We start from the raw sequence: 17,754 nt of genomic DNA, 5'->3' as shown, positions 1-17,754 counted from the left end.
GATGGCGAAACCACAGGAGTCGTACCCCGAGGCGGCGACCAACGGCGCGCGCAAGCGGACGCCCGACCCCGACAACGAGGTCGAACTCCGGGAGGCGCTCGACCGTCACGGCGACCGACTCGCGGCCGCCGTCGAGAACACCGACGAGTTGGAGGACGTGCTTACGACCGCGATACTCGTCGTCGCCAGCGCCGACGAGGAGGACATCGACCACGTCACGGAGTCGACCGGGGCGCTGCTCGACGCGGTCGACGGGATATCGACGGCCGAGGTGGGCGACCTCGCGGCGTCGGTCGGCGACAACGCCGACGACCTCACCGAGACGCTCGACGTGGTGCTCGACCTCCAGCGGGAGGGGCAACTCGACGACCTCGTGCGGCTCGCGGCGGCGTTCTCGGAGTCGCTCTCGCCGGCGGAGGTGGAGGAGTTGGCGACGATGCTCGAAGCCAACGGCTCCGAACTGGTCGACGCGCTCGACGCCGTACTCGACCTCCAGCGGGAGGGCCGGCTCGACGACCTGGTCGAGATCGCGAAGGCGGTGTCGGTCGTCGACATCGACGAGGACACGGCCGAGGGGATGGACACGTTCCTCTCGGCGATCGGCGACGCCCACCGCGAGGCGCGGTCGGGACCGACGAGCCTCCTCGGGATCGTGGGCCAACTCACCAGCCGGGACGCCCGCGCGGGGCTGGCGTACCTGATCTCGCTGCTGAAAGCACAGGGGCGGCGGGTGCGAGAGCGGTAGCGTCGCCGTGAGCGACCACGCGTCGGCCCCCGACTCGGACCCGGACCCGGCGTCGGCGGCGTCGGGGTCGACCCCCGAGCGCGGTGCGGACCCGGACGCCCGAGGGACCGTCTGTCCGCTGTGCGGGGTCGGCTGTCGGCTCGAACCCGGCGAAGACCGGGAGCGCGCCCGCGGCGTCGCCGGCCCGTCGAACCCGAACGGCCGGCTCTGCGGGAAGGGGGTCGGCGCGTTCGACGCGTTCGACGACGGCGAGCGGCTCACCCGGCCGCGGGTCCGCCGCGACGGCGACCTGGTGCCCGTCGCGTGGGCGGAGGCGTACGAGCGGGTCGCCGACGGGTTCGGCGGCGTCGTCGAGGCGGCGGGACCGGACGCGCTCGCGTTCCTCGGCGCGCCCCACTGCACCACCGAGGAGAACTACCTGCTCGGGAAACTCGCGCGGACGCTCGGGACGAACAACGTCGACAACCGCGCGCGGCTGTGTCACGACGGGACGACGCGCGCGCTCTCCGAGCGGTTGGGCCGGCCGGCGACGACGAACGGGCTGGACGAACTCGACGAAACCGACGTGATACTCGTCGCGGGCGCGAACCCCGCCGAGCGCCAGCCGGTCGCGTTCGACAGCTTCGTCCGGCCCGCGGTCAACGACGGCGCGACGCTGGTCCACGTCGACCCCGTGGGCAACGCGACGACGCGGCTCGCGGACGTCCACCTCGCCCCCCGACCCGACACGGACGCGCTCGTGTTCGACCTGTTGAGCGCGGGCGTCGCCGAGGCGGGCGGCGTCGACGGCGCGTTCGTCGACGGGCGGACCACCGGCTACGACGGGTTCGAGGCCGACCTCGCGGAGCTCGACCGCGGGGCGGGGACGGCGCGGGCTGGGGTCGACCCCGAGGCGCTCGACCGGGTCGTCGGAGCCGTCGCCGACGCCGACCGCGTGGCGGCGATGGTCGGCACCGGCGTCGAGGGCGCCGGCGGCGAGGGCGACGCGAGCGCGGCCGACGCGCTCGTGAACCTGCTGTTGCTGACGGGCAACGTCGGTCGCCCGGGCACCGGGCTGTACGTGCTCCGCGGGCTGGTCAACGAACAGGGGGCGACCGACGCGGGCTGCGTCCCCGACAGGCTCCCCGGCCACGGGCGGGTCACGGACCCGGACGCCCGCGCCCGGGTCGCCGCCGAGTGGGGGGTCGACCCGCCGGCGGAGCCGGGGCTGCCGGCCGACGACCTGCTCGCGGCGTTCGGCGACGGGGTCCGGGGGGCGCTCGTCGTCGGGGAGAACCCCGCGGTGTCGAAGCGGGACGACGCGTGGCTCCGCCGCCGGCTGGACGCGCTCGACACGCTGGTCGTCGTCGACGTGGTCGACACCGAGACGACGCGGCACGCCGACGTGGTGCTGCCCGCCGCGGCGGGCGTCGAGAAGGCGGGCACCGTCACCAACCTCGAACGCCGGGTCCAGCGGCTCCGGCCGACCGCGGACCCGCCCGGCGACGCCCGGCCGGACTTCGCGGTGCTTCGCGACTTGGGACGGCTACTGTGCGAGGCGGGCGAGAACCTCTTCGACTACGCGTCCCCGGGGGCGGTGTTCGACGAGTTGGCGCGGGTCGCGCCGACCCACGCGGGCGTCGGGTACGACGGCCTCGACGCGGGCGGGCGTCGGTGGCCGTTCGACTCGGAGGGCGGGACGCTCTACCGCGAGTCGTTCGAGACGGCCGACGGCCGCGCCGCCTTCGGGTCGGTTCAGCCGACCCCCGCGTTCGACCCGGGCGCCCCCGACTCCGGCGCCGCGTCCGGGTCGGCCGACTCCGAGTCGAGCGCGGACGGCGACAGCGCCGGCCGCCTCCGGCTGGTGACGGGCGGGCGGACGAGCGGCTTCCACGGCGAGACCGGGGCCGACCGGACGCTCCGTCTCCACCCGGCGGACGCCGCCGACCGCGGCGTCGACGCCGGCGACCCCGTCGTCGTCTCGACAGCCGCCGCCGCCGTCGAGGCGGTCGCCGACCCCGACGACGGCGTCCGCCGCGGGACGGCGTACCTCCACGCCGCGGTCGCGGACCCGCTCGTCCGGACCGACGGGTCGACGGTCGCGGTTGCGGCGACCGGACGGACCGCCGGCGAGGCGGACGAGTCCGAGTCCGACTCCGACGAGCCCGGATCCGACGGGACGAGCGGCGATGGGGCGGGCGACGAGGGGAGCGAGCGCGGGAGTGAGACAGAAGGCGACTCGGCACGTTCGTGAACGTGAGCGTGAGTCCGTACCCGTGACCCCCGACCCCTCGACCACCGAGCCCGGCTCCGCCCCTGCCTTCGTCCGCGGCGTCGTCCTCGCCGGCGGCGACAGCAGTCGCTTCGGCGCCGCCGGCGAGGACAAGGCGCTCGCGCGGGTCGGTTCCGGTCCCGACGCCGAGCGACTGCTCGCCCGGACCGTGCGCGTGCTCCGCGAGGCCACGGGTCGAGAACCGGCGGTGGTCGTCCGCGACGACGACCGGCGGGCGACGTACGCGCGGGCGCTCGGCGCCGAGGGGGACGACGGCGAGAGCGTCGCCTTCGGGTTCGACGCGCCCGGCTACGAGGGGCCGCTCGGGGGGCTGTTCGGCGCCGTCGACGCCGTCGACGCGCCGGCGGTGTTCTGCTGCGGCTGTGACATGCCGCTGCTCGACCCGGCCGCGGTGGCGTGGCTCGTCGACCGGTTCGAGAGCCTCGATACGGCCGGCGACCGCGTCGACGCGGTCGCGGTCGCGTACCCCGACGGCGCGCTCGACCCGCTGCACGCCGTCTATCGGCGCGAGCGGGTCGCCGCCCTCCGCGACCGACTCCCGCCGACGGCCGGCCCGCGGGCGGCGCTCGCGGAACTCGACGCCGTCCACACCGTCCCGGTCGACGACGCGCCCGCGGGCGTCCCGCTCGGCCGGTCGACGACGAACGTCAACACGGTGGCGGAACTCGCGGCGGCCGCCGACGAGGCGGGCGGAGCCGACCGGGTGGACGGGAGCGACGACGCCGACTCCCCTCCCGACGGGTTCGACCGCTGACGCGCGCGGCTCCGGCCCGCTCCCGGTGATCCAACCCCGGAGTCGGGGGCGGGGACCGCTCGGAAAACGCTGTCGGGCGTTCCGCGCGCGCTGGAATCTCGACAACCCGTATGCCGGTCGGACGACGACGTCGAGACGAGCTATGTACGACGATATCCTGATCCCGACCGACGGGAGCGACGCGGCCGAGGCGGCGGTCGCCGAGGGGGTCGACCTCGCGTCGTTCTGCGACGCGACGGTCCACGCGGTGTACGTCGTCGACACGACGGACTACGCCGGCGTCCCGGAGGCGCAACTGTCGCCGGTCCACGACCGCCTGGAGGACGCCGGCGCCGACGCGGTCGGGGCGGTCGAACGGCGGGCGACCGACGCCGGTCTCGACTGTCGGAGCGAGGTCCGCTACGGGGTTCCCTCCGACCAGATCGTCGAGTACGCCGACGACCACGGAGTCGACCTGGTCGTGATGGGGACGCGCGGGAACACCGGTCTCGACCGGGTGCTGCTCGGCAGCGTCGCCGAGAACGTGATCCGGAGCGCGAACCAGCCGGTGATGGTCGAGCGGTACGACGGGTAGCCGCCCGTAGCGGTGACGGCGCGGCGTCCGGCGCGCCCCCGTCGGCCGGTTCGCCGGCGTCCGCGACGCGGCGGGTGAGGGCGACCGCGACGGCCTCGCGCGTCTCGACGATTGGGGCCTGCCGTGTTCGTCCGCGAGACCCGCTTCGCTCGTTTAGCGTGCTCCCGTGCTCCCTTCGGTCGCTCACGGGAACTCCGGTCGCTCGCGTGCGTCCTCCCGGTCGTCGTGACGGTGCGGTACGACCGCCCCCGACACCGGGTCAGTCGTCGGCGGTCGCGCCTCGGCCGGCGGCGCGTTCGGACCGCTCTTCGCGGGTGAGAAGCGGCGTGCCGTCGGCCTTCGGGCCGAGACGGGGACCGAACGGTCCCTCGCCGGTCGGGTCGATCTCGCGTTTCGTGCGGTAGTCGGTCGACCGTTCGACGGGGGTGCGGCCGACGCTCGCGACCATCTCGACGTAGTCGTCGAAACTGCGGAACTCGCCGAACCGCCCGCCGGCGCGCTTGGTGATCTCCTCCGAGAGGATGGTGCCCATGAAGTCGTTCGCGCCACACGAGAGCGTCTTGAGCGCCTTCTCGTCGCCGTACTTCACCCACGAGGTCTGGACGTTCTCGACGTTGTCGAGGAACAGCCGCGACACCGCGATCAGGAGTTCGTCCTCGTCGTCGCTCGCGCCGCCCTCGACGACGCCGTGTTCGTACAGCGGCGTCCGCTCGTGGATGAACGACAGCGGGACGAACTCGGTGACCCCGCCCGTCCGGTCTTGCAACTCCCGGACCTTCTCGAGGTGGAGCGCGCGGTGCATCTCGTTTTCCACGTGGCCGTACATGATCGTCGCGGTCACGTCCAACCCCGCCGCGACGGCGCCCTCCATCGCGTCCATCCACCCCTGGGTGTCGATCTTGCCGGGGCAGATCACGTCGCGAACCTCGTCGACGAGTATCTCCGCGGCGGTGCCGGGCGCGGAGTCGAGACCGGCGTCCGCGAGCGTCTCGTACACCGACTCGTACGACCAGTCGGTGCCCCGGCGGGCGTGGTACGCCTCCTCGGGCGTCATCGAGTGGAGGTGGACGCCGTCGACCGACATCGCGTCCATCTGCTCGACGTACGTCCCGGGGTCCGTGGTGTACCGCTCGGGCGGCTTGTAGTTCACCGTCTTGGCGGCGTCGTCGGTGGCTCGAAGGATCTCGTGGTGTTCGTCGTTCAGCGCGAACCCCGGGTGGAGGCCCGAGACGGAGGTGACCTCGTAGACGCCGCGTTCGACCGCCGCGCGGACCGCCTCCCGCGACTCCGCGGGCGTCTTGGTGAACCCGCCGTGGTCGTCCGCCTGGTCCGCCTCGAACCGGTGGGCGGTGTCCTTGAAGTTACAGAACAGACAGCCCGTGTTACAGGCGGTGGTGACGTTGTTGTTGAGGTTGGCGACGAACGTCACCTCCTCGCCCACCTCCTCGGCGCGGCGGCGGTCGGCGAGTTCGAGCACCCGTTCTTTCCGCTCGGGGTCGATCCCCTCGGTGTCGGTTCCGGTGGTCAGCAGTTCGACCGCGTCGTCGACGGAGAGTCGGCGGCCGTCGCGCGCGTTCGCGAGGGCGTTCTCGAACGACTGATCCGTCTCGGGGTGGTGGTCGAACCCCAGGTCGTCGGGGTCGAGCGAGGCGGCCGACGGTCGGCTCATGGGCGTCCCCCACACGGTCGGACGATAAAAACCGGGCGGAACCGGCGGTCCCGGGACCGACCGGAGCGCTCTTGACGACCGAGTGCGGCCTGTGCCCATGGACCAGGGACCGCGCGGCGGGAGCGCCGACGCCGGTGACGACGCCGGGACCGGCGGCGACCGCCGCGCCGACGACGGCGCGGGCGGCCACGCCGTCGGCTTCCTCGCCGACCTCTCGCTCGACGGCGAGGCGTCGTTCGGCGCGTCCGACCGCGACCTCCACGCCGGGGGGTACGAGACCCCCGAGGAGGAGGAGGTGACGCCCGACGCCGTGGTGTTCGCGGCCTCGACCGCGGACGTGTCGGCGGTGCTCGCGGCCGCGAACGACCGCGGCGTGCCGGTGACGCCGTACGCCGCCGGCACCAGCCTCGAATCGCACGTCACGCCGGTCGAAGCCGGGATCAGCCTCGACCTCACCCGGATGGACGCGGTGCTCGACGTCCGGCCCGACGACCTCACGGTCGACGTCGAACCCGGCGTCGTCGGCGCCGACCTCGACGAACGCGTCGCCCGTCACGGGCTGACGTTCCCGCCGCTCCCCTCCTCGGGGGAGATATCGACGGTCGGCGGGATGGTCGCCACCGACGCCTCCGGGATGGGGACCGTGAAGTACGGCGAGGTGGGCGACTGGGTGCGGAGCCTGGAGGCGGTGCGAGCCGACGGCACCGTCATCGAGACGGGGACGCGCGCGGCCAAGACCTCCAGCGGCTACAACCTCACCGACCTGCTCGTCGGGTCGGAGGGGACGCTCGCGGTGGTGACGCGCGTGACGCTCGAACTCGCGGGCATCCCCGAACAGGTGCGGGGCGGCCGCGCGGTGTTCCCGACGCTCGACGACGCGACCGCGGCGGTGCGCGACGCCGTCGCGTCGGGGGTGGACGTCGCGAAGATCGAACTCATGGACGCCGACGCCGCCCGGATGGCCAACGCCTACTCGGGGACGGCGATGCCCGAGCGGCCGATGGTGTTCGTCGAGTTCCACGCCAACCACGGCGTCGACGAGGAGGTCGGGTTCTGTCGGGCGGTGTTCGACGCCCACGACGTCGAGTCGTTCGAGGTGAGCGACGGCGACGAGATGGACGAACTCTGGACCGCCCGGCGGGACATCACGTACGCCGCCGAGGAGTGGCACCCGGATCTGGACATGGGCCACTCGGGGGACGTGACCGTCCCCATCTCGAACTACCCCGAGATGATCCGCGCGGTGAAGGAGACCGCCGAGGCGTACGACCTGTTCATGCCGGCGTTCGGCCACGCGGGCGACGGCAACCTCCACTACTTCGCGGTGTACGACCACGACGACCCCGACGCGGTCGACCGCGCGGAACGCGCGTACGTCGACCTGGTGGAGCGAGCGCTCGAACTCGACGGCACGGTCACGGGCGAACACGGCATCGGCACCGGCAAGCGGCAGTTCCTCCGCGCGGAACACGGCGCGGCCGTCGACACGATGCGTGCGATCAAGGACGCGCTCGACCCTCGGGGGATCCTCAACCCGGGGAAGATACTCCCGGAGGAGTGACGCCCGCCCGAGTCGACCCCGGTCCCGCGTCGGGACCCCGCCCGACCACTCCACGGACGTGCACACATCTGTGCGTTCTGCCGGGCGGATGCGCAGGGAACTGAAAGATTCATACCGTCGCCCGTTCCCCACTCGACCATGACGAGCGTCAAGGAGTTCCTCGTCGACCGCCCGCCGGCCGACGGCGACCTCGGCGCGGGGCGGTTCGCCTTCACCGACGACTACTCCGTCTTCGACTGGGGGAAGATGCCCGACCCCATCCCGGGGAAGGGCGCGTCGCTGTGCACGATGGGCGCGTTCAACCTCGAACGCCTCGAAGACCGGGGCGTCCCCACCCACTACCGCGGGGTCGGTCCCGACGCGGTCCCGCTGGCGGAGTCGGCGGAGCCGCCGCGGGAACTCGCCATCGACCTGGTCACGGTGCCCGACCTGCCGTTCCGCGACGGCGCGTACGACTACGAGGCGTTCCACGCCGAGGCGGACGAGGCGGGCGCCTACCTCGTTCCCCTGGAGGTGGTCTTCCGGAACGCGGTTCCCGTCGGCTCCAGCCTGCGGTCGCGTGCGGACCCCCGCGAGGTGGGACTCGACCGCGACGAGTGGCCCGCCGAACCCGTCGACCTGCCCGCCCCCGTGGTGGAGTTCTCCACCAAGTTCGAAGAGCAGGACCGCTACCTCACCCGCGAGGAGGCCGACGACGTCGCGGGCGTCGCGGAGATCGACGACCTCGAAGCGCTCGCGCGCCGGGTGAACGAGGCGGTGACCGACCGCGCCGAGGAGACCGGGTTCACCCACGAGGACGGCAAGATCGAGTGTCTGTACGCCGACGGCGAGGTGCGCGTCGCCGACGTGGTGGGGACGTTCGACGAGAACCGCTTCGCCTACGAGGGCCAGGAGGTGTCGAAGGAGGTGGTCCGGCAGTACTACAAGCGCGAACACCCCGCGTGGGTCGACGCCGTGAGCGCCGCGAAGGCGCGCGCGGACGACGAAGGTATCGCCGACTGGCGGACGCTCTGCGAGCGCGACCCGCCCACCCTGCCCGACTCCGTGGTCGGCGCCGTCGCGGACCTGTACGCCGCGGGCGCGAACGCCTACACCGGCAGCGACTGGTTCGACGCGCCGCCGGTCGCGGCGGCGGTCGACCGCGTGCGCGACCTCTAGAGTCGGACCGGGACCCGTCGCTGGCCGGGCCACCTACACTTATCGCCGAAAAGACGCTCCGCGAGCGGTTCGAGCGCTACTCCGCGGGCGGCGCGGCCGCGGTCGGCGTCTCCGTCGCCACCCCGCCGAGGTCGTACTCGTCGGGGTCGACCTCCTCGCGGAGGTGGGTCCGCCCGCGCCGGATCACCAGCGCGTCGTCGATGTGTGCGCGCAGCGCCGCGACGAGCGCCTCGGATTCGAGCGGCTGGCCGCGCTCCTTCAGCTCCTCGACGTCGGCGCCCGGCGGGACCGCGAACCCGCGCTGGGCGATGACCGGTCCCTGGTCGAGGTCGGTCGTCACGTAGTGGGCGGTGACGCCCGCGACGCGCGCGCCGCCCTCGACGGCCTGCCGGTACGCCTCCGCGCCGGGGAACGCCGGGAGGAGCGACGGGTGGACGTTGACGATCCGCCCCTCGTAGCGGAACACCACCTCGGGCGAGAGGATGCGCATGAACCGCGCGAGCGCGATGCAGTCGACGCCGTGCTCCTCCAACACGGACAGCAGTTGCGTCTCGTCGTGCGAGCCGTTCTCGTCGCCGACGTCGACGAACGGCACGTCGAACTCGGCGGCGAGCGACTCCAGCGTGTCGCGGTTGCCCACCATCACGGCCACCTCGGCGTCGAGGGTGCCGTCGGCGCACGCCTCCAACACCGCCCGCGGCGCGTGCGCCTCCTTGGTGACGAGGAGGCCGACGCGGTGGCCATCCGTCTCGTTCGGGAAGCGGACCTGCACGTCGACGCCCAGGTCGTCGCCCAACTCCTGGATGTCCTCCCGGAGCGTCGCGGGTTTACAGACCATCCCCGACGAGTCGGCGTGCAGGCGCATCCGGAACACGCCGTCGCGGACCGCCTGGTCGAGGTCCTCGATGTTACACCCCCGCTCGAACAGAAGCGAGGTGACGCGCGCGACCAGTCCGGTGTCGTCGTCTCCCACCACCACGATCTCGGTCAGTTCGCGCAACGGCGCCTCACCTCCGTCGTCTCCGTATTCGAACGGGACACGTCACCCCGTATCCACGAGGGGGATAAACCTCCGTCGTTTCGCGCGAACGCCACCACCCACGAACGTGCATACGAGACGCGACCCAAAACCGATTTTAGGCACGACCGCGCAGATCGACCCGATGACCGCCTACACCGCGACGGTGACCGTGCGGCTGAAGCGGGGCGTGCTCGACCCCGAGGCCGAGACCACGAAGGGGGCGCTCGAACGCCTGGGGTTCGAGGTGGACGAACTCCGGTCGGCCGACCGGTACGAACTCGACTTCGACGCCGCCGACGCCGACGCCGCCCGCTCGCGGGCCGACGAGATGGCCGAGCGACTGCTCGCCAACCCCACGATCCACGACTACGACGTGGACGTGAGCGAGCGATGAACGCCGCCCCGCGCCTCCGGCGCGTTCGCCGCCGGAGGTGGCTCGCGTGACGGTGGCCGTCTCTCCGACGCCCACCGCCAGCGTCCGCGCACACGGAGGTGACACGGCGTGACGGTGGCCGTCGTCACGTTCGGCGGGTCGAACTGCGACCGCGACGCGGTGCGCGCGCTGTCGCATCTGGGTATCGACGCCGAACGCGTCTGGCACGAGGACGGCCTGCCCGCCGACACCGAGGGGGTGGTGCTCCCCGGCGGGTTCTCCTACGGCGACTACCTCCGGGCGGGCGCGATGGCCGCGCGGACGCCCGTGATGGCCGAGGTTCGCGAGTGCGCCGACGAGGGCGTGCCGGTGCTCGGCGTCTGTAACGGCGCGCAGATCGGCTGTGAGGCGGGCCTGACCGACGGCGCGTTCACCACCAACCGCTCGGCGCGCTTCCAGTGTGAACACGTCCACCTGCGTGTCGAACGGGCGGACACCCCCTGGACCGCGGCGTACGACGAGGGCGACGTGGTCGAGGTTCCGATCGCCCACGGCGAGGGCCGCTTCGAGACCCGCGACGACCGACTCGCCGAACTGGAGGCGGCCGACCGCGTGCTGTTCCGCTACTGCGACGCCGACGGGAACGTCACCGACGCGGCCAACCCCAACGGTTCGGCCGGGAACGTCGCCGGCCTGCTGGGCGCACGCGAGACGGTCGCGGTGATGATGCCCCACCCCGAACGGGCGACGCTGCCCGACGTCGGCGGCACCGACGGGCAGGGCGTCCTGCGCGCGTTCGCCTAGACCCCTCGCCGCGCTACTCCTCGCACTCGACGAACGTGTCGCTCGCGACCCACTGGCCCGGCACCGACGCGTCGCGGAGTTCGACCCACCCGGACGGACAGACGACGCATTCGACCTCCCCTAGTTCGTTCATCGATCCGTCCCACACCCGACTCGGTCTTGGTTACGAGCCGATTACTACCCGGGTAGTGGCCATCTGAATACCGGACTACGAGTGGTACCGACCGCCTACCGGGTCAGCGGGGCGGCGTACGCCGCCTCCTCGTCGAGCGTCAGTTCCCACGTCCGCTCGCACTCGCACGACACCTGGTCGAACACCGAGGGGTCCTGTCTGAGATCGAAGTCCTTGATCGCGGTCTGGACGCGGTCGTCGCAGTCGCCGCAGTTGTGCGGGCCGCGGTCGCTGCCGTGGCCCACCGGGTCGGAGACTACGATGGCGTCGGCGTCGGCGGTCCGCTCCAACACGGTGGCGACCGACCAGAGCCACGGCGGGCGGTAGCCGCCGCGGAAGTGGAGTTCGTCCACCATCGTGTACCGCTGGACGTTACACGGGTTCATCGAGACGGTGTGACAGCCCGCCACGTCGGCGCAGCGCTCGACCGACGACACCATGTCCTCGACGGCTTCGGACTCGGTGAGGAACGGCGGCTTCATCAGCAGGTACGCCTTCACGCCCGCGCTCGCGGCGTCGGCCGCCTCGTCCGCCCGGCGCGCCTCCGCGCAGGCGTCCTCGAAGTCGGCGAAGTCGAAGTACTTGTTCACGCAGTCGTGTCGCACCCGGTCGGTCGCGGTCTCCAACCCCACCGCCACGTCGGCGTCCAGCCCCCACCGGGTGAAGTCGGCTATCTTGTCGGCGTCGACGAAGTCGGGCAGCGACTCCACCACCACCCGCTCGCGGTCCGAGAACGCCTCCGCGATGGCCCGCCGGGTCTCGGCGGACACCTCCCGTTCGTCGAGGAACGACCCCGAGGTGTAGATCTTGATCAGGCTCGCGGGGTCGTCCGCCTCCTCGGCTTCGTGGTCGAGACAGACCTCGATCTGGTCCATCAGCGCCTCGTGGCTCACGCTGCCGCCCTCGACGGACTCGGCGACGTAGCCGCACATCGTACAGCCGCCGGCGCGCGCCCACCGACACCCCCCCGTGTTGAGGATGATCGTGAGGCTCGTCCGGACGCCGTCGGGCGTGTTGTCCTCGTCGAGCCACACCCGCGTCGGCTCGTGGGGGTCGTACGTCTCCTCCTTCTCCGCGCGGATGTCGCGCATCACCGCGTTGTGCGCGTCCATCCCGCGTCCCCGCTCGTACGCCTCGGGCGTCGGCTGGCTCATGGGCGTGAGTCGGCGACACCCGCGGAAAACGGCTTCGCTCGACGGGTCAAGCCGACGCGCCCCGCGGGCGGTCGACCGGTCGGAAGCGGACGGCCACACGCGGGGGAACGCACTTGTCCGCGGGGGTTCCTCACCGGGTGTGGACACGTACCTCTCGCTCCCGTACGGGCACGACACGCCGCTCCCGGAGGGCTACGTCGACGAGGTCCGGACGCCCGACGCCCTCGTCGAGCGGTTCGTCCGCGAGCGGACCGACCCGGGGGACGCGGTGTTCGACCCGTTCGCGGGGTTCGGGACGACGCTCGCCGTCGCGGAGCGACTCGGCCGCGAGCCGCACGGACTGGAGTACGAACCCGACCGGGTCCGGCGGATCGTCGACCGACTCGCCGACCCCGAGGCGGTCCGGCACGCCGACGCCCTCCGGTTCGACCCCGACACCGTGCCGGCCTGTGTGCTCTGTTTCACCTCGCCGCCGTTCATGACCGAGGGGATGGCGTCGAACCCCTTCGAGAACTACGCGGGCGAGTCGACGTACGACGACTACCTCGCGGATATCGAGACGGCGTTCGGCCGCGTCGCCGACGCGGTCACCCCGGGCGGGTGGGTCGTCCTCGACGTCTCGAACCTCCGGACCGACGAGGGGGTGACGACGCTCGCGTGGGACCTCGCCGACGCGGTGTCGGGGGTCGACGCGCTCTCGTTCGCGGGCGAGACCGTCGTGACGTGGGAGCGGCCGCCCGACCACGAGGGGGAGAACTACCAGTACGGCTACGACCACAGCTACTGTCTGTCGTTCGAGCGCGTCGCGTGACCGCCGTCGCCGGCCGAGACGCTCCGCCGCCACGCCCGCCACGCGGCCGCACCGCCGACCGCGCCGACGAGATTCGCGCCCGCGTCGGCGACCGACGCGGTCCGCCCGGGGACGGCCGACTGGAGGAGTTCGACGCCGCCGCCGAGGGCGACCGCCGCGGCCGCCGCGACCCCGAGCGCGAACGGGACGCGGACCGGTCGACGCTCGCGCACACGAAACGCGCGCGCGAGGAGGAACGCGACGGTCGCGTAGCCCGCGGCGTGGAGGAGTTTGTCCGCGCCGACCGGGCCGACGGTCACGGCGACGCCCCCGGCCGGCCGCGGGACGAGCGACGCGACCACCACGACGCCGGCCACGACGACCACCGCGAGCCAGCGTCCCCGCGGGGTGGGTTCGGACACGGCTCCCCCTCCGTCGCGGCGCGGCATAACCGCGGCGCTCGACCCGCCCGGTACCGCCGAGCGGTGTCGGTCGGTCCGTACCTTCTTGCCGGCGGCCGCCGCAGTCGGAGCCGTGAGCCAGTCCCCCTCCTCGCTCCGCGAGACGCTCTCCGGTCCGACCGGGGTCGGCGTCGTCGTCCTGTTCGTGCTGTTGGTCGCGTACTCCTTCTTCGTCGCCGGGAGCGTCCTCTTCCCGGTCTGGGTCGGGTTCGTCGCGTTCTCGCTGTGGCTGTTCTACCGGTTCGTCGTCGCCCACGAGCGGATCGCGGCCGCCAACGAGCGGCGGGCGACCGCGGGCGAACGGCGCGCGCGGGCCGCCGAGTCGCGCGCCGGCGTCGGTCACCCGGACGCCGGCGAACCGGGCGAGCGACCCGACGACACGGCGGCCGACCCCGGAGACGCGGACGACGATTCGGCCGACGACCCCGGCCGCGGCGCGCGGTGAGTCGGGCGGCCGTAGTGTGGTCCGGCTACAGCAGGAACCGCGCGAGGTGGAGACCGACCATCCCCGCGGCGAGCGTCCACGCCACGCTCTCGGTTCGCCACGCCGCGAGCGCGGCGGCCGCGCCGCCGACCAGCCGCGGGTCCGCGAGCGCCGCGGGCGTCGCCACCCCCGCGGGGACGAACGACGGGACGACCAGCGCCGCGAGCACGGCGGGCGGGACGTAGCCAAGGGCGCGTTCGACCGTCGGCGGCACCGACTCGACGCGCCCGAACAGGTAGATGAACGACAGCCGGACCGCGAACGTGGCGGCGCCGACGGCGAGGATGACGGCCCACACCGCGGCCGGGCCGTAGCCGGTCGTCACCGGTCGTCCTCCGGGAGTCCGCTCTCGCTCTCCGGTTCCGGTTCGGTCCAGCGGTCCGCGTCCTCGCGACCGTTCCCGTCCCCCCGCCGGTCCGCGCCCGCGCGTCGGTCCACGTCCTCCCGCCGGTCCGCGTCGGGTTCGCCGACGCCCGCCGTCTCGGCCGTCAGTCCGGCGGCGATGCCGACGGCCGCGCCCGCGAGCAGGCCGGCGTTGAGCGGGAGTCCCGCCCCGAGCGTCGCCCCGGCGGCGGCGACCCCGCCGGCGACGAGGCGCGGGCGGTCCGACAGCGCGGGCACCAACAGCGCGAGGAATATCAGGGGGACCGCGAACTCCAGCCGCCAGCCGTCGGGGACCGCGGCGCCGAACGCGACGCCCGCGGCGGTTCCGACCTGCCAGACGACCCACAGCGTCCCGCCGACGCCGAGGTAGTAGTACGGCGGTCGCGGTCCCGACTCCTCGTCGGTCGTCTCCTCGCGTGTGCGTTCGGCCGTCCCGTCCCCCGGCTCCGCGCCCGCCTCGGCGTACCGCGCGACCGACAGCGCGTACGATGGGTCGGTGAGCAGGTAGGCGCAGCCGACCCGCACGCGCGCCGGGAGGTGTCGGAAGTGGGGGGCGATGGACGCGGAGTACATCAACAGCCGGAGGTTGACGACGACGGCCGTGAGGACCACCGCGCCGAGGGCGGCGTCCCGGCCCAACAGGTCGAGCGCGGCCAACTGCGACGCGCCCGCGAAGACGAGGACCGACATCCCCAGCGTCTGGAGCGGCGTCAGTCCGGTTTCGGTTCCGGCGACCCCGGAGACGAGCGCGAACGGGACCATCCCGACCAGCAGCGGGAGCGTGTCGCGCACGCCGGCGCGGACCTCGTCGGGGAGACGCGCGTCCATACCCTCCCGCCGGCGCGCCGCGTGATACCGGCGTCGGTTCCCCCGCTCGACTCCGCGTCGACGCCGAACCCGGACCGGGCCGAGCGAGACGGCCGCCGCGGCAACGAATCGCCATCGGTAAGCCCGCGAGCGCCCCAGACGCGAGACATGGACGACACGAGCCAGCCGGACGGGACGGACTCGGAGACGAGTCGGACGGAGGTGCGCGCGGTCGACCGCGACCTCTACGAGCGGACGAAGGCGATGCTCGAACCCGGGGAGATCGACCTCGCGGGTGCGATCGTCCACACGACGCTGGCCGGCGAGGAGGACCTGGAGATGCACGAACTCACCGTCGAGATCAACGACGTCATCGCCGACCACGCGGGCGAGGAGGCGTACATCCACGCGGGCAACGACGACCCCGACTTCGCGTCCAACCAGTTCCAGGGGCTGGCGGTCGATGACGAGTCGTTCGTCTGGGAGTGTCAACAGCTACTCCGCGAGGGGACGTTCGACCTGGTGTTCTACTTCGAGGCGGACCTCGACCGCGAGTCGCTCGCGGCCGCGCTCTCGGAGCTGTCGGGCGTCGACCGCGTCACGACCGTTCCGTGACCGGGGCGACCCCACGCTAGGACGCGTACGTGTGTCTTTGTTACGCGCCAATTCGAACCCCTCGAAGTGGTAGCTTTCGCGCGGCTATCTTCGGCTTATCGCGCGCCCACTCGGACATAGGAGCCGTATACCTATGGGGGCGTGGCCGCTTGGTGAGCGTGGGTACTTCCCCTGACGGGCCTGGCGTCGGGTCTTTTCACCCCGCGCCGGCCCGGTCGGGGCCGTGGTGCCCGATTCCGTCGGCGGCCCGCCTTGCCCGGACGGGACGCCGACACCCACGGACGCCGCAGACCGACTTCGTCGGTCTTCCCCCCATCCCGGCGTCCATCGCTCCCTGACGGCGGCTGGCACGCGCCGTTCGCGCGTGCCCGCCACGACCGTCGACGCTATTCCCCCAACCGTCGACCCCGTTCCCCAACCGTCGACACTATTCCCCCAACCGTCGACTCCCTCCCGATTATCGGCGTCGCCGGCCGGAGCGCGACGCTTATGCCCGACGACCACCGAGTGCCGTCGATGACAGACGCCGGGACCGACGCGGAGCTCTCGACGCTCGACCGCGCCGTGGTCAACGCGTTTCAGGGCGGGTTCCCCGTGGTCGAACGGCCGTGGGGTCCCGCGGCGGCGGCGCTCTCCCAGCGCGGGGTCGACGTGACCGGCGAGGAACTGCTCGCGGCGGTGCGCGACCTCGACGACCGGGGCGTCCTCTCGCGGTTCGGCGCGCTCGTGAACGCCGAAGAGATCGGCGGCACCGCGACGCTCGTGGCGACGCACGCGCCGCCCGAGCGGTTCGACGAGGTCGCCGAGACGGTCAACGCCCACCGCGAGGTGGCGCACAACTACGAGCGCGAACACCCCCACCTCAACATGTGGTTCGTCGTGAGCGTGGCGGACGGCGAGGCGGGCGGAGCCTCGAACGGCGGCGGTGGAACCGCGAACGAACGCGTCGACGAACTGCTCGCGGAGATAGAGAGCGAGACCGGCGAGGCGACGTACAACATGCCGAAGCAGCGGGAGTTCCACGTCGGCGCGAAGTTCCTCCTCGACGGGCCGATACCGGAGGGGGACCTCGACTGTTCGGGGCTCGGCCCCGACGTGACGCCGACGGACGCGGCGACGCTCACCCCCGCCGAACGCGACCTCGTGGTCGAGATCCAAGGCGGACTCCCGATAACCGAGACGCCGTACGCGGACGTGGCCGAGGCCATCGGCCAGCCGACCGACTGGGTGGTCGAGACGATCAAGCGGTTCGACGCCGAGGGGAAGGTGCGCCGGGTGGGCGTCATCCCGAACCACTACGCGCTCGGGTACACGGAGAACGGGATGACCGTCTGGGACGTGCCCGACGAGGTGGTCGACGACGTGGGCGAGGCGGTCGCGGCGCTCGACTTCGTCACCCACTGTTACCGCCGGCCGCGCCACGAGGGGGTGTGGCCGTACAACTTCTTCGCGATGACGCACGGCCGCGACGAGGCGGAGAGCGAGGCGCGCGTCCGGCAGGTGCGGGACGTCATGGCCGACTACTGGGACGTGACCGACGACGACTGGGACACGCTGTTCTCGACGCGCATCCTCAAGAAGACCGGGATCAGGCTCGACGAGCGTGCGGACGCACAGGTCGCCGAGGATGCGTGAGGTGAGCCGAGACGCGTGATCCCGCTGCTCCACGACTTCACCGGCGAGACGGTGGTGGTGTTCGGCGGCGGCCGCGTCGGCGCGCGGAAGGCGCGGCGGTTCGCCCGCGAGGCGCGCACGCTGGTGGTGAGTCCCGACTTCGCCGACGCCGACTTCGGCGACGCGGACCTCGTCAGGGCGGCGCCCGCGCCCGACGACGTGGCGGGTTGGGTCGAGCGGGCGGCGCCGGCGCTCGTGGTCGCCGCCACCGACGACGACGCGGTGAACGCGGCGGCCGAACGCGCCGCCCGCGAGGCGAGCGCGCTGGTCAACCGCGCCGAC

The 17,754-nt window shown here is 72.9% G+C and carries 18 protein-coding genes and 1 pseudogene; 13 read left to right on the top strand and 6 right to left on the bottom strand.

Annotated elements, in window-relative coordinates:
- Position 1: 1 nt before the first annotated feature.
- From K933_RS07205 to K933_RS07190, 4 genes are all read left to right on the top strand, one after another.
- On the top strand, positions 2-745 hold the full coding sequence (locus K933_RS07205) for a DUF1641 domain-containing protein (RefSeq protein ID WP_023394041.1): 744 nt from the start codon (positions 2-4) through the stop codon (positions 743-745).
- Positions 746-752: 7 nt separating this feature from the next.
- The gene (locus K933_RS07200; RefSeq protein WP_023394040.1) at positions 753-2,978 is read left to right on the top strand and encodes a molybdopterin oxidoreductase family protein; all 2,226 of its coding nucleotides are present in this window, start codon (positions 753-755) and stop codon (positions 2,976-2,978) included.
- A gap of 22 nt (positions 2,979-3,000) precedes the next feature.
- Positions 3,001-3,771, top strand: a complete 771-nt coding sequence (locus K933_RS07195; protein WP_023394039.1) for a molybdenum cofactor guanylyltransferase — start codon at positions 3,001-3,003, stop codon at positions 3,769-3,771.
- 142 nt (positions 3,772-3,913) lie between these two features.
- Positions 3,914-4,345 carry a universal stress protein gene (locus K933_RS07190; RefSeq protein WP_023394038.1) on the top strand — a complete coding sequence of 144 codons (432 nt, stop codon included), beginning with the start codon at positions 3,914-3,916 and terminating at the stop codon, positions 4,343-4,345.
- A 259-nt stretch (positions 4,346-4,604) separates the two neighbouring features.
- Here K933_RS07190 and cofH read toward each other — a convergent pair whose 3' ends face one another.
- Positions 4,605-6,014, bottom strand: a complete 1,410-nt coding sequence (gene cofH, locus K933_RS07185) for a 7,8-didemethyl-8-hydroxy-5-deazariboflavin synthase subunit CofH (RefSeq protein ID WP_023394037.1) — start codon at positions 6,012-6,014, stop codon at positions 4,605-4,607.
- A gap of 97 nt (positions 6,015-6,111) precedes the next feature.
- Between cofH and K933_RS07180 the strand changes: the two genes are divergently transcribed.
- On the top strand, positions 6,112-7,575 hold the full coding sequence (locus K933_RS07180; RefSeq protein WP_023394036.1) for an FAD-binding oxidoreductase: 1,464 nt from the start codon (positions 6,112-6,114) through the stop codon (positions 7,573-7,575).
- A gap of 138 nt (positions 7,576-7,713) precedes the next feature.
- Positions 7,714-8,733 (top strand): phosphoribosylaminoimidazolesuccinocarboxamide synthase, encoded by a 1,020-nt coding sequence (locus K933_RS07175; protein WP_023394035.1) that lies wholly within the window; start codon positions 7,714-7,716, stop codon positions 8,731-8,733.
- 76 nt (positions 8,734-8,809) lie between these two features.
- On the opposite strand, the gene K933_RS07170 is transcribed toward K933_RS07175, so the two are convergent.
- Complete coding sequence (locus K933_RS07170) at positions 8,810-9,733, bottom strand: formyltetrahydrofolate deformylase (protein WP_023394034.1); 924 nt, start codon at positions 9,731-9,733, stop codon at positions 8,810-8,812.
- Positions 9,734-9,896: 163 nt separating this feature from the next.
- Between K933_RS07170 and purS the strand changes: the two genes are divergently transcribed.
- On the top strand, positions 9,897-10,148 hold the full coding sequence (gene purS, locus K933_RS07165; protein WP_023394033.1) for a phosphoribosylformylglycinamidine synthase subunit PurS: 252 nt from the start codon (positions 9,897-9,899) through the stop codon (positions 10,146-10,148).
- A 108-nt stretch (positions 10,149-10,256) separates the two neighbouring features.
- Positions 10,257-10,931 (top strand): phosphoribosylformylglycinamidine synthase I, encoded by a 675-nt coding sequence (gene purQ, locus K933_RS07160; protein ID WP_023394032.1) that lies wholly within the window; start codon positions 10,257-10,259, stop codon positions 10,929-10,931.
- 228 nt (positions 10,932-11,159) lie between these two features.
- Here purQ and K933_RS07155 read toward each other — a convergent pair whose 3' ends face one another.
- Positions 11,160-12,257, bottom strand: a complete 1,098-nt coding sequence (locus K933_RS07155) for an archaeosine biosynthesis radical SAM protein RaSEA (protein ID WP_023394031.1) — start codon at positions 12,255-12,257, stop codon at positions 11,160-11,162.
- Between the two features lie 139 nt (positions 12,258-12,396).
- Between K933_RS07155 and K933_RS07150 the strand changes: the two genes are divergently transcribed.
- Positions 12,397-13,068 (top strand): DNA methyltransferase, encoded by a 672-nt coding sequence (locus tag K933_RS07150; protein WP_023394030.1) that lies wholly within the window; start codon positions 12,397-12,399, stop codon positions 13,066-13,068.
- Here K933_RS07150 and K933_RS07145 read toward each other — a convergent pair.
- Positions 13,038-13,469, bottom strand: coding sequence for a VanZ family protein (locus K933_RS07145; RefSeq protein ID WP_023394029.1), 432 nt, complete (start codon positions 13,467-13,469; stop codon positions 13,038-13,040). The two genes, K933_RS07150 and K933_RS07145, sit on opposite strands and share 31 nt — an antisense overlap.
- 112 nt (positions 13,470-13,581) lie before the next feature.
- Here K933_RS07145 and K933_RS07140 point away from each other — a divergent pair, with 112 nt between their 5' ends.
- On the top strand, positions 13,582-13,953 hold the full coding sequence (locus K933_RS07140) for a hypothetical protein (protein ID WP_023394028.1): 372 nt from the start codon (positions 13,582-13,584) through the stop codon (positions 13,951-13,953).
- A 25-nt stretch (positions 13,954-13,978) separates the two neighbouring features.
- Here K933_RS07140 and K933_RS07135 read toward each other — a convergent pair whose 3' ends face one another.
- Both K933_RS07135 and K933_RS07130 read right to left on the bottom strand, forming a co-directional pair.
- The gene (locus tag K933_RS07135; protein ID WP_023394027.1) at positions 13,979-14,317 is read right to left on the bottom strand and encodes an AzlD domain-containing protein; all 339 of its coding nucleotides are present in this window, start codon (positions 14,315-14,317) and stop codon (positions 13,979-13,981) included.
- 155 nt (positions 14,318-14,472) lie between these two features.
- Positions 14,473-15,204 (bottom strand): annotated as a pseudogene (locus tag K933_RS07130) (AzlC family ABC transporter permease); the annotation flags it as partial.
- A gap of 147 nt (positions 15,205-15,351) precedes the next feature.
- On the opposite strand from K933_RS07130, the gene K933_RS07125 reads away from it, so the two are divergent.
- From K933_RS07125 to K933_RS07115, 3 genes are all read left to right on the top strand, one after another.
- Positions 15,352-15,798 carry a DUF5778 family protein gene (locus tag K933_RS07125; protein WP_023394025.1) on the top strand — a complete coding sequence of 149 codons (447 nt, stop codon included), beginning with the start codon at positions 15,352-15,354 and terminating at the stop codon, positions 15,796-15,798.
- A 516-nt stretch (positions 15,799-16,314) separates the two neighbouring features.
- A complete protein-coding gene (ahbB, locus tag K933_RS07120) occupies positions 16,315-17,433 on the top strand; it encodes a siroheme decarboxylase subunit beta (protein WP_049947687.1) in 1,119 nt (372 codons plus the stop codon).
- A 15-nt stretch (positions 17,434-17,448) separates the two neighbouring features.
- Positions 17,449-17,754, top strand: a 306-nt coding sequence (locus K933_RS07115) for an NAD(P)-dependent oxidoreductase (protein WP_023394023.1), incomplete at its 3' end; no start/stop codon positions are given.

It is taken from the genome of Candidatus Halobonum tyrrellensis G22 (assembly GCF_000495475.1).
Lineage (GTDB): Archaea > Halobacteriota > Halobacteria > Halobacteriales > Haloferacaceae > Halobonum > Halobonum tyrrellense.
Note: the sequence above shows the minus strand (reverse complement) of the source record. Positions and strands in the feature narration are given on the sequence as shown.

Bases quoted from the DNA above. Each gene is read 5' to 3' on its own strand.
- K933_RS07205 (WP_023394041.1), top strand. From the start codon at position 2: ATGGCGAAACCACAGGAGTCGTACCCCGAGGCGGCGACCAACGGCGCG.
- K933_RS07190 (WP_023394038.1), top strand. From the start codon at position 3,914: ATGTACGACGATATCCTGATCCCGACCGACGGGAGCGACGCGGCCGAG.
- cofH (WP_023394037.1), bottom strand. From the start codon at position 6,014: ATGAGCCGACCGTCGGCCGCCTCGCTCGACCCCGACGACCTGGGGTTC.
- K933_RS07180 (WP_023394036.1), top strand. From the start codon at position 6,112: ATGGACCAGGGACCGCGCGGCGGGAGCGCCGACGCCGGTGACGACGCC.
- K933_RS07175 (WP_023394035.1), top strand. From the start codon at position 7,714: ATGACGAGCGTCAAGGAGTTCCTCGTCGACCGCCCGCCGGCCGACGGC.
- purS (WP_023394033.1), top strand. From the start codon at position 9,897: ATGACCGCCTACACCGCGACGGTGACCGTGCGGCTGAAGCGGGGCGTG.
- K933_RS07155 (WP_023394031.1), bottom strand. From the start codon at position 12,257: ATGAGCCAGCCGACGCCCGAGGCGTACGAGCGGGGACGCGGGATGGAC.
- K933_RS07125 (WP_023394025.1), top strand. From the start codon at position 15,352: ATGGACGACACGAGCCAGCCGGACGGGACGGACTCGGAGACGAGTCGG.
- ahbB (WP_049947687.1), top strand. From the start codon at position 16,315: ATGACAGACGCCGGGACCGACGCGGAGCTCTCGACGCTCGACCGCGCC.